Here is a 12,651-nt window from a genome sequence, read left to right on the forward strand (position 1 = left end):
CCCTCCCAGGATGCGTCTTAATTACCGGAAGGCATGTTTCGCAAAGCTCTCCACAGGCTCTCCACAGGAGCCCGGCCCCTGCGGGGCGGGCGCTCGGCGGGCCCTTCCCGGGGCCGGCGGCGTTTATCGATGTGAGGGGATCTCCCACGGGCCGTTAGGATTTCGACCATGGCGGCCACTGGATCCGAGAAGCAGGGGGCGAAGGCGTGAATTCCTTCTACGTATCGACCCCCATCTACTACGTCAACGACGCTCCTCACCTGGGCCACGCCTACACGACCGTCGCAGGCGACGTGCTCACCCGCTGGCACCGCCAGCGTGGCGAGAAGGTGTGGTACCTCACCGGCACGGACGAGCACGGTCAGAAGATCATGCGCACTGCCGAGGCGAACAACGTCACTCCGCAGGCTTGGTGCGACAAGCTCGTGGAAGAGGCGTGGAAGCCCCTCTGGGAGCATCTGAACATCGCGAACGACGACTTCATCCGTACGACGGAGAAGCGGCACACCGACCGTGTGCAGGAGTTCGTGCAGGACCTGTACGACAAGGACGAGATCTACAAGGGCGGGTACGAAGGCCCGTACTGCGTGGGCTGCGAGGAGTACAAGCTCCCCGGCGACCTCATCGAGGCCGAGGACGGCACGAAGCTGTGCCCGATCCACAAGAAGCCGGTGGAGATCCTCAAGGAGGAGAACTACTTCTTCAAGCTGAGCGAGTACGGCCCGAAGCTGCTGGAGTTCTACGCGGCCAACCCCGGCTTCATCCAGCCCGAGTCGGCCCGCAACGAGGTCGTCAACTTCGTCAAGCAGGGCCTTCAGGACCTGTCGATCTCCCGCTCGACCTTCGACTGGGGCGTCCCGGTGCCGTGGGACGAGAAGCACGTCATCTATGTGTGGATCGACGCGCTGCTCAACTACGCGACGGCGGTCGGCTACGGCGCCAACCAGGAGAAGTTCGACGGGACCTTCCCGGCCGATGTGCACCTGGTCGGCAAGGACATCCTGCGCTTCCACGCGGTGATCTGGCCCGCGATGCTGATGGCGCAGGGTCTTCCGCTGCCGGGCCGGGTCGCGGCCAACGGCTGGCTGATGGTCGGCGGCGAGAAGATGTCGAAGTCGAACCTGACCGGCATCAAGCCGCAGGACCTGACCTCACACTTCGGTGTGGACGCGTACCGCTGGTACTTCCTGCGCGCCATCGCGTTCGGCAGCGACGGCTCGTTCTCCTGGGAGGACTTCTCCGCCCGCTACACCTCCGAGCTCGCCAACGACTACGGCAACCTCGCCTCGCGCGTCGCCGCCATGGTCGGCAAGTACTTCGGCGGTGCGCTGCCGGAGGCCACGGCCGCCGGTGACGCCGAGCGGGCCGTCCAGGAAGGTCTGGCGGCGGCGGTCACCGCGGCCGACCGGCTGATCGGCGAGGAGCTGGACTTCCAGGCGGGCATCCTGGCCGTCTTCGACTTCGTGAAGCAGGTCAACGGCTACATCACGGAGCAGGAGCCGTGGAAGGTCGCCAAGGACACCTCCCCGGAGGGCCAGGCGCGGCTCGCGACGATCCTGTACACGGCCGCCGAGGCGCTGCGCGGGGTCGCGGTCCTGCTGAACGCCGTCATGCCGGACACCTCGCAGAAGCTGTGGGAGTCGCTGGGCGCCGAGGCGTCCCTTGGCGCCCTGGCCGACCAGCGGGTCCAGGACGCGGGCACCTGGGGTCTGCTGCCCGCGGGCAGCACCGTCACCAAGGGCGCGGTGCTGTTCCCGCGTCTGGAGGAGAAGCCGGCCGCCTAGGTCCTTCTTCCGGATCAGACAGCACAGGGGCCCTGGACCGATCAGTGATCGGTCCCGGGCCCCTGTGCGTCGAGGTCTGCCGCGGCACGGTGTCAGCGCCCCAGCGCGGCGGCGTCGCCCATCACGATCACCGGTTTCTTCGCCGGGTCGAGGGTGAGCAGGAGTTCCTTCATCCGCTCCTCCGGGAGCGAGACACAGCCCTGGGTCGGCCCGCCGTGGTCCACATGGATCCAGATGCCGCCGCCGCGCTCCGGACCGAGCGGCCGGTCGCGGTCCAGCGGGCTGACGCCCTCCGCTCGGTTGTAGTTGATGGCGACCACGTAGTCGAAGGACCCCTCCAGCGGTTCGCCGAAGAACCCGTCGCCGCTCACCGCGAAGTGCGGCTGCTCGTCGTACGGCAGCAGGGAGCCGGGGTCGGGCAGCCTGCCGCCCGCGTCGGTGAGGGAGTAGACGCCGTTGGGGGACTTGAGGTCGCCCGCGACATGGAGGTCCGTCCATCCCTTCATCCCGTTGTGGGCGGGCCAGGGGGCGGTCACCCGTCGCCAGCTCCTCGCCGGGGCGTCGCGGGTGTAGAGCGCGGCGGTGGCCCGGTGGGAGTCGGCGGCCTCGCCGGTCACCACGAACGCCTGGAGGGCGGTGGACGGGATCAGCGCCCTGGTCCCCGGCCCCAGGCCCGGGATCTCCGCGGGCGGCGCGGGGCGGGACGGGGCTGCGCGCATGGCCTCCACCGCGGGTTCCGGGCCCGCCGCACCGCGCGGGGGGCCGGCGTCCGAGGCCTCCGGGGCGGCCGGGGAACAGCCGGTGAGGAGCAGGAGCAGGAGCAGAAGGAGGAACGGGGCGGTGGAACGGAGGGACGGGCGGCGGGGGACGGACACGGTGGCGGGCTCCTCGGTGGTTCCGGCGGCCGGCACGGCACGGCACGGTGGTCTCAGGTGCCAGTCTTTGCCGGGCCCGGCCACGCCGAATCCGGACCGGGGCCATCCGGCTGTACCGGTGACCGGGGCGGGACGGGCCCGAACGTCACGTGCCCGTACGCGCTGGTGAGTTGGGTGCGCCGCAGTTACCGCTCATCGCCCGTCGGCCCCGCACGGTCCGTCACCCGCGGGGCCCCGCACAACGAAACAGTCCCCGATCAGGTGATCGGGGACTGTTTCACGTGAAACGGGCGCGGGGCCTACTTCTCGGTCTTGTCCTTCGAGGAGGCGACCGGCTTGCGCAGCTGGATGTTCAGCTCCCGCAGCCGGGTCTCGTCCAGCTCGGTGGGAGCGCCCATCATCAGGTCCTGGGCGTTGCCGTTGAGCGGGAAGGCGATCGTCTCGCGGATGTTCGGCTCGTCCGCGAGCAGCATCACGATGCGGTCGACGCCCGGGGCGATCCCGCCGTGCGGCGGGGCGCCGAGGCGGAAGGCGCGGAGCATGCCCGCGAACTCGTGCTCGACGGTCTCGCGGTCGTAACCGGCGATCTCGAAGGCCTTGAGCATCAGCTCGGGCTCGTGGTTACGGATGGCGCCGGAGGACAGCTCGATGCCGTTGCAGACGATGTCGTACTGCCAGGCGAGGATGTCCAGCGGGTCCTTCGTCTCCAGGTCCTCCAGTCCGCCCTGGGGCATCGAGAAGGGGTTGTGCGAGAAGTCGATCTTCCCGGTCTCCTCGTCCTTCTCGTACATCGGGAAGTCGACGATCCAGCAGAACCGGAAGACGCCCTCCTCGAAGTTGCCGGACCGCTTGGCGGCCTCGACCCGGACGGCCGACATGATCTTGGAGACCTCGTCGAACTCGCCGGCGCCGAAGAAGACCGCGTGGCCGGGGACCAGCGACAGCCGCTCGGTGAGGGTCTTGACGTCCGTCTCGGTGAGGAACTTGGCGATCGGACCGGCCAGCGTGCCGTCCTCGCCGACGCGCACCCAGGCGAGGCCCTTGGCGCCGTGCTCGACGGCGTAGGCACCGAGGCCGTCGAAGAACTTCCGGGACTGGCCCGCGGTGTCCGGCACCGGGAGGGCGCGGACGTGCTTGCCGGCGAACGCCTTGAACTCGGAGTCCGCGAAGACGTCGGAGATGTCGACCAGTTCCAGCTGGGCCCGCAGGTCCGGCTTGTCGTTGCCGTACTTCAGCATCGACTCGCGGAACGGGATGCGCGGGAACGGGGAGGTGACATGGCGGCCGTTGCCGAACTCCTCGAAGAGCTCGGTCATCAGCTTCTCGATCGGCCGGAAGATGTCCTCCTGCTCGACGAAGGACATCTCGACGTCGAGCTGGTAGAACTCGCCCGGCGAGCGGTCGGCGCGGGCGTCCTCGTCGCGGAAGCACGGCGCGATCTGGAAGTACCGGTCGAAGCCCGAGATCATCAGCAGCTGCTTGAACTGCTGCGGGGCCTGCGGCAGGGCGTAGAACTTGCCGGGGTTCAGCCGGGAGGGGACCACGAAGTCACGGGCGCCCTCGGGAGAGGTCGCGGTGAGGATCGGGGTCGCCATCTCGTTGAAGCCGAGGGCGGTCATCTTGTGCCGGATCGCGGAGATGACGGCGGTGCGCAGCATGATGTTGCGGTGCATGCGCTCGCGGCGCAGGTCCAGGAAGCGGTACTCCAGACGCCGCTCCTCGTTGACCCCGTCCTCGGCGTTGATCGTGAAGGGCAGCGGGGCGGCCTCGCCCAGCACCTCGACCTCGGTGACCTCGATCTCGATCTCACCGGTCGGCAGCTCCGGGTTGACGTTGTCGGCGCCGCGGGCGGAGACCTTGCCGTCGATCCGGACGACGGTCTCCTTGGTCAGCTTCGACAGGGCCTCGTTGCCGGGCGTGCCGGGGCGGGCGACGAGCTGCACCAGACCGTAGTGGTCGCGCAGATCGATGAAGAGGATGCCACCCAGGTCTCGGCGATTGTGCAGCCAGCCGCTCAGCCGGACGTCGGTGCCGACGTCAGAGGCGCGGAGCTCGCCGCAGGTGTGGGACCTGTACCGATGCATCGTCGTTCATCCAGTCTTCGCGGTTCGGGGTGGATTCAGCCACCCCAGGCTACCGCCCGCGCCCGCACCACTTCATTGCCTTTGACCGTTCAAGATCATCCATGGGGGCCGCGGATGATCGCGTACGGCCATCCCTCGGTGGCGTCGGCCGAGTACATCTTCCTAAAGTGGGGCAATGCGCACCGAGGAAATCCTGGCCGCGATCGCGACCGGTCTGTGGCGCTGGGACAACGCCGCCGGCACGGTCACCCTCGACGGGGAGGCGGCCCGGCTGCTCGGGCTGCCCGCCGAGCCCGGTGTCTACCGGGAGTCCGCGGTGCGCTCCCGTTTCCACCCGGTCGACTGGAACGAGATCTACGGGGTGGTCAATCTGGCGGTCGCCGAAGGCACCCTGGCCGAGGCCCGGCTGCGGATCGTGGACGAGCGGGGCCGGGTCCTGCGTACCGTACGCAGCAGGTCCAAGCCGACCTACCCGGCCGAGCACGGAGCCGAGAGCTATGTGCTGATGGGCACGCTCCAGGAGGTTGCCGAGCCCCAGCCGGGCGCCACCGCCGCGCACACCTCCATCACCGGCGACTGGCGCCGGTCCAGGGAGGCGTTCCTGCTGGACGCGGGGCGGGCACTGGCCGAGGCCCGGTCCACCCAGGAGGTGCTGCGGGTCGCCGCCTCGCTCTCCATGCCGGGGTTCTCGCCGGACGGGCTCGCCGTCTTCGGCGCCGCCGGGGAGCGGCTGACCATCATCGGGCACCACGGGCACAACACGGGGGACGAGGAACCGTTCACCGCCATGCCGTTGGAGACCGACTACCCGGCCGCCGAGGTCGTCCGGACGGGGCGGGCCATCTATCTCCCCTCCCCCGACGACTACCGGAGCCGCTACCCGGCCACCTGGCCGCTCGCCCGCCGCTTCGGGCGCCGGTCCTGGGCCTTCCTGCCCCTGGTCTCCGCGGGCCGCACGATGGGGGCCTGGATGGCGGGGTTCCGGCACCCCGTGGCGTTCTCCCCCGACGAGCGTGCCGTGCTCACGACCGTCGCCCGGATGCTCGCGCAGGCACTGGCCCGTGCCGGTGTCGCCGAGACCGAACGCGAACTGTCCCTGGGGCTCCAGCGCTCGATGATGCCGTCCCTGGGGCCGGACATCCCCGGGATGACGGTGGCGGCGCGCTACATCCCGACCGGCGGCGGACTCCAGGTCGGCGGCGACTGGTACGACATGATCCCGCTGCCCACCGGCCGTATCGCGCTCGTCATCGGCGACGTCCAGGGCCATGACGTGCGGGCGGCCGGTCTGATGGGCCAGCTCCGCATCGCCCTGCGCGCCTACGCCTCCGAGGGGCACCGCCCCGACGCCGTGCTCTCCCGGGCCTCGCGCTTCCTCTCCGGACTCACCGAGGCGTACGAGGACCTGGGCGACGCGGACCGCGACGCGCACACGGCCCCGCGCTTCGCGACCTGCCTGTACGCGGAGGTGGATCCGGTCGCCGGAACGCTCGACATCGCCCGTGCGGGCCATCCGGACCCGGTGGTGATCAGCGTCGACGGCACCGCGGTCATCCGGCAGACCTCGGGCGGGCTGCCGCTGGGCATCGAGGAGGACTCGGACTACCCGACGACCCGGGTGGTCCTGGAGCCCGGAGAAACGATCATGCTGTGCACGGACGGGCTCATCGAGACCGGCGGACATGACATGACCACCGGCTGGACCCGGCTCCGGCCGGTTCTGGAACAGCCCGTCGAGGACCTGGAGAAGCTCGCCGACGCCCTGGTCCAGGCGGTGCACGGGCCGACCTCGCACTACACGACGGGGCCTCTGGCGGACCGCCGCGAGGACGACGTCGCGGTGCTGGTGCTCCGCCGCGAGAGCACCGCGGCCCGGGTCGCGCAGCCGCGTCGCACCGCGCTGACGATCGCCCAGGCCGAGCCCGAGCGGGTCGCCGTCGCCCGGCAGCAGCTGCGGGAGCTCCTGCACGACTGGGCCGACCCGGACCAGGTCGACTCGGCGGTCCTGATGCTCTCGGAGATGGCCACCAATGTCCTGGTCCACACGGACGGCGACGCGCTGATGGTCGCCGAGGCGGCCGGTGAGCGGGGCGCGCGGCGGCTCCGCGTCGAGGTGGCCGACGGCAGCGACGAACTCCCGCACAAGCGGTGTCCCGGCGAGATGGCATCCAGCGGACGGGGGCTGGTGCTGATGGAGATGCTGGCGGACTCATGGGGTGTCGACCCCCGGGGCGAGGGCAAGTCGATCTGGTTCGAGCTGGAAGAGTCGGCCGGGCCGGGGAAGGACGCGAAGGCGAAGGCGCCGGACGACGGCTCAGGCGCCGGGTGACGGCTCCGGGGAGCTTCCCGACGGGTCCGGCCGGTCCGGCTGGGTGCCCGAGGGGCCCCCGTACCCCTTCCGCAGTTCCCCGATCACACCGAAGGCCGCCGCGCACAGCGGTACCGCCAGCAGCATCCCCAGCAGCCCGGCGACACTGGCGCCCGCGGTCAGCGCGACCATGATCATGGCGGGGTGCATCTGGACCGTACGGCTCTGGATCATCGGCTGGAGCACATGGCCCTCCAGCACCTGGACCGCGAGCACGACCCCCAGCGCCCACAGGGCGATCACGAAGCCCCGGTCGGCGAGGGCGACCAGGACGGCGACGGCGCCGGAGATGAACGCCCCGAGGTACGGGATGTACGCGCCGACGAAGACCAGCGCCCCCAGCCCCACCGCGCCGGGCACATCCAGGATCAACAGGCCGACCGTGATGCACAGGGCATCGATCAGCGCGATGAACGTGGTGCCGCGCATGAATCCCTCGACCGCCTCGAAGGCCCGCCGTCCCATGGACTCCACCAGCTCCCCGGTGCCGCGCGGGGCGAGGGAGTGGGCGAGGTTCACGGCGCGGTCGGAGTCGCGCAGGAAGAAGAAGGTCAGCAGCAGCGCGAGCACACTGGTCGCCAGCAGCGATCCGACCAGGCTGATTCCGCTGAGCAGGCCGCCCGCGGCGCTCGCGCCGAACTTCTCGACCAGGGACTTGGCGTTGTCGGCGAGGCTGTTCACGTTCGTGTCCTCGGCGATGCCGAAGTGGTCGACCACCCACTGCCCGGCGTCCTTCAGCGAGGAGATGATCTGATCGCCGGTGTCGATGAGCGCGGTGACGACTATGTAGCCGGCGCCGCCGACCACCGCGACCAGCACGGCGCAGGTCAGACCGGCGGCGAGGGAACGATTCACCTTACGGGCGGTCAGCCAGCGGTGGACGGGGCCGAGCAGCGCCGTACCGAGCAGCGCGAGCAGCACGGGAGTGATCGCGGTCTTGAAGACGATGCACAGCCAGACGGCGACCGCGGCGACACCGGCGACCAGCAGGACGACACCGCACCAGGCGGCCGTGCGCCGCGCGGTGTCGGGCAGGAGGGGCTTTTGGGTATGCACCCTCCCACCCGATCACAGCAGGGGCCCGCTGTCCCACTCGCACCCCCGTACGAGTGAGCAAACATCACATGGCGAACATCACATGCCGTGGACCGCGGGCACGGTGCCGAGACGGCCGGCCTGGAAGTCCTCGAAGGCCTGCTTCAGCTCGGCCTGGCTGTTCATCACGAACGGCCCGTAGTGCGCCATCGGTTCGCGGATCGGACGGCCGCCGAGCAGGACGACCTCCAGGTCCGGGGCGTGGGCGTCCTGCTGCTCGTCCGCCCGGACGGTCAGCGAGGAACCCTCGCCGAACACCGCGGTCTGCCCCATGCGGACGGGGCGGCGCTCCGTACCGACGGTGCCGCGGCCGGCCATCACGTACGCGAGTCCGTTGAAGTCCTCGCGCCAGGGCAGTGTCACCTCGGCGCCCGGACGGACGGTCGCGTGGATCATGGTGATCGGCGTGTGCGTGACGCCCGGGCCCTCGTGCCCGTCGAGCTCACCGGCGATGACACGGAGCAGCGCGCCGCCGTCCGGGGAGGCGAGGAGCTGGACCTGGCCGCCGCGGATGTCCTGGTAGCGGGGGGCCATCATCTTGTCGGCCCTGGGCAGGTTCACCCAGAGCTGGAGGCCGTGGAAGAGGCCGCCGGACAGGACGAGGGACTCCGGCGGGGCCTCGATGTGCAGGAGGCCGGAGCCGGCCGTCATCCACTGGGTGTCCCCGTTGCGGATGGTGCCGCCGCCGCCGTTGGAGTCCTGGTGGACGAAGGTGCCGTCGATCAGATAGGTGACGGTCTCGAAGCCGCGGTGCGGGTGCCAGGGGGTGCCCTTCGGCTCCCCGGCCTCGTACTCCACCTCACCCATCTGGTCCATCATGATGAACGGGTCGAGGTGCTTGTAGTTGATCCCCGCGAACGCGCGGCGCACCGGGAAGCCCTCGCCCTCGAACCCGCTCGGCGCGGTCGTGACGGCGAGCACGGGACGGGCCGCGGCGTCGCCCGAGGCGGCGACCTTGGGCAGGGTCAGCGGGTTTTCGACAGTCACTGCGGGCATGGAAGCCACCTCCGGGCGAGTGTTCTGCGTCCAATTTAGTTGAACAGTGAACATCCTGCAAGGCGGCGTTCATTCCCGGGCAGCGAGAAGGCCCGCGCCACGAGCGGCGCGGGCCCTCCCTGCTCTGTCCGACGGCGGCGACCGCCGCAGCCGGCACTCGGCCGTACGGGGCGGTCAGCCGTACATACGGCGCATCGCGAAATCGACCATCTGCTCCACCGCCTTGGCGTCGAAGACCATCCGGTGATCGCCCTCCATGTCCAGGACGAAGCCGTAGCCCGTCGGCAGCAGGTCGATCACCTCGGCGCCGGTGATCACGAAGTACTTGGACTCCTTGCCCGCGTACCGCCGCAGTTCCTTGAGCGTGGTGAACATCGGGATCACCGGCTGCTGGGTGTTGTGGAGCGCGAGGAAGCCGGGATTGTCGCCGCGCGGACAGTAGACCTTCGACGTGGCGAAGATCTGCTGGAAGTCCTCGGCGGACAGCGAGCCGGTGGTGAAGGCCCGTACCGCATCGGCCAGGGAGGGCGGCGAGGGCTCGGGATACAGCGGCTGCTCGGCGTAACCACCGGCCATCTGCTGCTGTGCACCCTGGTTCTGGTCGTAGCCGTACATGCCGCAAAGAGTAATCGGACACATCTGCGGCTTGAGGGGTTGCGCCTTATTACTGACGGGTAGCATCATCGGAGAGGTCAGCTGACACATCCACGCCGGCCTGCCGCCCGACCCGCATCACTCCCCGGGGCGCTGTGCGCCACTGCTATTGATTACGGAGCCTTCCCATGGGGCACTACAAGTCGAATCTCCGCGACATCGAGTTCAACCTCTTCGAGGTCCTCGGGCGCGACAAGGTCTACGGCGCCGGACCGTTCGCGGAGATGGACGTCGAAACCGCGAAGAGCATCCTCGACGAGGTCAACCGCCTCGCGGAGAACGAGCTCGCCGACTCCTTCGCCGACGCCGACCGCAACCCGCCGGTCTTCGACCCGGAGACCAACACCGCACCGGTCCCGGAGAGCTTCAAGAAGTCCTACCAGGCCTTCATGGACTCCGAGTACTGGCGCCTGGGCCTGCCCGAGGAGATCGGCGGCACCACCTCCCCGCGCTCCCTGATCTGGGGCTACGCGGAGCTGCTGCTCGGTGCGAACCCGGCCGTCTGGATGTACTCCTCCGGCCCGGCGTTCGCCGGCATCCTCTTCGACGAGGGCAACGAGGCGCAGAAGAAGATCGCGGAGATCGCCGTCGAGAAGCAGTGGGGCTCGACGATGGTGCTGACCGAGCCGGACGCCGGCTCCGACGTCGGCGCCGGGCGCACCAAGGCCGTGGAGCAGGAGGACGGCTCCTGGCACATCGACGGGGTGAAGCGCTTCATCACGTCGGGCGAGCACGACATGTCCGAGAACATCATTCACTACGTGCTGGCCCGCCCCGAGGGCGCCGGCCCCGGCACGAAGGGCCTCTCGCTCTTCATGGTCCCGAAGTTCCACTTCGACTGGACCACCGGCGAGCTGGGCGAGCGCAACGGTGTGTACGCGACGAACGTCGAGCACAAGATGGGCCTCAAGGCGTCCAACACCTGCGAGCTGACGTTCGGCGACAAGCACCCCGCCAAGGGCTGGCTGATCGGCGACAAGCACGACGGCATCCGCCAGATGTTCCGCATCATCGAGTTCGCCCGCATGATGGTCGGCTCGAAGGCCATCGCGACCCTCTCCACCGGCTATCTGAACGCGCTGGAGTACGCCAAGGAGCGCGTCCAGGGCACCGACCTGTCGCAGTTCATGGACAAGACGGCGCCCAAGGTCACCATCACGCACCACCCCGACGTGCGCCGCTCGCTCATGACGCAGAAGGCGTACGCCGAGGGCATGCGCTCCCTCGTGCTGTACACCGCCTCCGTCCAGGACGCGATCCAGGAGAAGGAGGCCGCGGGCGAGGACGCCAAGGCGCTGCACGGCCTCAACGACCTGCTGCTCCCGATCGTGAAGGGCTACGGCTCCGAGAAGTCGTACGAGCAGCTGGCGCAGTCGCTCCAGACGTTCGGCGGCTCCGGGTACCTCCAGGAGTACCCGATCGAGCAGTACATCCGGGACGCCAAGATCGACACCCTGTACGAGGGCACGACGGCGATCCAGGGTCAGGACTTCTTCTTCCGGAAGATCGTCCGCGACCAGGGTGCCTCGCTGAACGCCCTCTCCGAGGAGATCAAGAAGTTCCTCTCGGGCGCGCAGGGCAACGAGGAGCTGGCGAGCTCGCTGGACTCCCTCGCCAAGGCCGCCGTGGACCTGGAGGCGATCGTCGGCGCGATGATCACCGACCTCACCGCGACCGGCGAGGACGTCAAGAACATCTACAAGGTGGGCCTCAACACCACCCGCCTGCTGCTGGCCTCCGGCGATGTCGTCGTCGGCTACCTGCTGCTCAAGGGCGCGGCCGTGGCGGCCGAGAAGCTGCCGACCGCCTCCGCGAGGGACACCGCCTTCTACCGGGGCAAGATCGCCGCCGCGAAGTTCTTCGCCGCGAACGTCCTGCCCGGCGTCTCGGCCGAGCGCGCGCTCGCCGAGTCCGTCGACAACTCGCTGATGGAGCTGGACGAGGCCGCGTTCTAGTCCGCTCCCTCCGCGGTCCGGCGCTCCGGCTCCGGCCGCACTCCGGCACCGAATCGATACGGCCCGCCCCCCGCTCCGGGGGCGGGCCGTATCTATGATCGGCATCCAGGTCCGAGGGGGAGGTTCATGCGTGAGTACCAAGGGTTCGGCCCCGCGAAAGTGGTCCGTACGCTGTGCGGCGGCCGGAGCGGCGGCGGTGCTTCTCACCGGCTGCGGCGGCGGTGACGGTGGCAGCGACGGCAAGGCGACGGCGCTCGACAAGTCCCAGGTGGCGGCGCTGCTGCCGGACCAGGACGCGATGCCGGGCTGGAAGCGGAGCGGGGACTCCTCGACCGCGCCGATGAACGACCTCGCCAAGAGCACCATCTGCCCCAACAAGGGCCACGCGGGGTGCGAGGACTCCAGCTACATGGGCTCCGTCACCTTCGAGCGCGAGGACCGGGAAGCCGCGGTCCGGTTCTGGCTGGTCGCGTTCGAGGACGAGAAGGCCGCCGACGCCGCGTACGACGTCCTGTGGAAGGCGACCGCGCGCACGAACGGCCGCGAGAAGGCCGACCTGGGCACCGTGGGCGACGAGCGTGACGCCCGTTCCGGGCCCCAGGGATACAGCGGCGCGCACAGCGTCACCGGGCAGATCCGGGTGGGCACGACAGTGCTGTGGGCGGCCACGGACGCCCCCAGCGAGGCCAAGCTGGACAAGGGCCTCGCCAAGGACCTCGCGGCCCTGTTCGCACGGCGGTCGCAGCAGGCGCAGAACGGCGACGAACCGTCGGCGAAGCTCGGCTCGTAGAGCCCGGCGCGCACGCGCCGGGAAACGGGACCACTCCTCCGGACCGGTCG

Annotated in this window: 8 protein-coding genes and 1 pseudogene; 4 read left to right on the top strand and 5 right to left on the bottom strand. The window is 69.7% G+C overall.

Annotated elements, in window-relative coordinates; translation table 11 throughout:
- Positions 1–168: 168 nt before the first annotated feature.
- A pseudogene (gene metG / locus ACIGJO_RS10160) lies at positions 169–1,784 on the top strand (methionine--tRNA ligase).
- A 92-nt stretch (positions 1,785–1,876) separates the two neighbouring features.
- Here the strand turns inward: metG and ACIGJO_RS10165 are convergent.
- Together ACIGJO_RS10165 and aspS are read right to left on the bottom strand one after the other, a co-directional pair.
- Complete coding sequence (locus ACIGJO_RS10165; RefSeq protein ID WP_399955667.1) at positions 1,877–2,659, bottom strand: L,D-transpeptidase family protein; 783 nt, start codon at positions 2,657–2,659, stop codon at positions 1,877–1,879.
- Positions 2,660–2,958: 299 nt separating this feature from the next.
- The gene (aspS, locus tag ACIGJO_RS10170; RefSeq protein ID WP_399954897.1) at positions 2,959–4,743 is read right to left on the bottom strand and encodes an aspartate--tRNA ligase; all 1,785 of its coding nucleotides are present in this window, start codon (positions 4,741–4,743) and stop codon (positions 2,959–2,961) included.
- 175 nt (positions 4,744–4,918) lie between these two features.
- Here aspS and ACIGJO_RS10175 point away from each other — a divergent pair, with 175 nt between their 5' ends.
- The gene (locus ACIGJO_RS10175; RefSeq protein ID WP_399954900.1) at positions 4,919–7,072 is read left to right on the top strand and encodes a SpoIIE family protein phosphatase; all 2,154 of its coding nucleotides are present in this window, start codon (positions 4,919–4,921) and stop codon (positions 7,070–7,072) included.
- Here the strand turns inward: ACIGJO_RS10175 and ACIGJO_RS10180 are convergent.
- The 3 genes from ACIGJO_RS10180 to ACIGJO_RS10190 all read right to left on the bottom strand — a co-directional run bounded on the left by ACIGJO_RS10180 (position 7,058) and on the right by ACIGJO_RS10190 (position 9,817).
- Positions 7,058–8,167, bottom strand: coding sequence for an AI-2E family transporter (locus ACIGJO_RS10180; protein WP_399954903.1), 1,110 nt, complete (start codon positions 8,165–8,167; stop codon positions 7,058–7,060). The genes ACIGJO_RS10175 and ACIGJO_RS10180 overlap by 15 nt on opposite strands.
- A gap of 78 nt (positions 8,168–8,245) precedes the next feature.
- Positions 8,246–9,202: a pirin family protein gene (locus ACIGJO_RS10185; RefSeq protein ID WP_399954906.1), complete on the bottom strand. Its 957-nt coding sequence runs from the start codon at positions 9,200–9,202 to the stop codon at positions 8,246–8,248.
- Between the two features lie 174 nt (positions 9,203–9,376).
- Positions 9,377–9,817, bottom strand: a complete 441-nt coding sequence (locus ACIGJO_RS10190) for an SseB family protein (RefSeq protein WP_266922271.1) — start codon at positions 9,815–9,817, stop codon at positions 9,377–9,379.
- A 167-nt stretch (positions 9,818–9,984) separates the two neighbouring features.
- Here ACIGJO_RS10190 and ACIGJO_RS10195 point away from each other — a divergent pair, with 167 nt between their 5' ends.
- On the top strand, positions 9,985–11,811 hold the full coding sequence (locus tag ACIGJO_RS10195; RefSeq protein WP_399954911.1) for an acyl-CoA dehydrogenase: 1,827 nt from the start codon (positions 9,985–9,987) through the stop codon (positions 11,809–11,811).
- A 130-nt stretch (positions 11,812–11,941) separates the two neighbouring features.
- The gene (locus ACIGJO_RS10200; RefSeq protein ID WP_399954914.1) at positions 11,942–12,601 is read left to right on the top strand and encodes a hypothetical protein; all 660 of its coding nucleotides are present in this window, start codon (positions 11,942–11,944) and stop codon (positions 12,599–12,601) included.
- Positions 12,602–12,651 lie beyond the last annotated feature (50 nt).

Origin of the sequence: Streptomyces sp. NPDC079020, from assembly GCF_044542225.1 — a bacterium.
GTDB lineage: Bacteria > Actinomycetota > Actinomycetes > Streptomycetales > Streptomycetaceae > Streptomyces.

Bases quoted from the DNA above. Each gene is read 5' to 3' on its own strand.
- ACIGJO_RS10185 (WP_399954906.1), bottom strand. From the start codon at position 9,202: ATGCCCGCAGTGACTGTCGAAAACCCGCTGACCCTGCCCAAGGTCGCC.
- aspS (WP_399954897.1), bottom strand. From the start codon at position 4,743: ATGCATCGGTACAGGTCCCACACCTGCGGCGAGCTCCGCGCCTCTGAC.
- ACIGJO_RS10190 (WP_266922271.1), bottom strand. From the start codon at position 9,817: ATGTACGGCTACGACCAGAACCAGGGTGCACAGCAGCAGATGGCCGGT.
- ACIGJO_RS10195 (WP_399954911.1), top strand. From the start codon at position 9,985: ATGGGGCACTACAAGTCGAATCTCCGCGACATCGAGTTCAACCTCTTC.
- ACIGJO_RS10175 (WP_399954900.1), top strand. From the start codon at position 4,919: ATGCGCACCGAGGAAATCCTGGCCGCGATCGCGACCGGTCTGTGGCGC.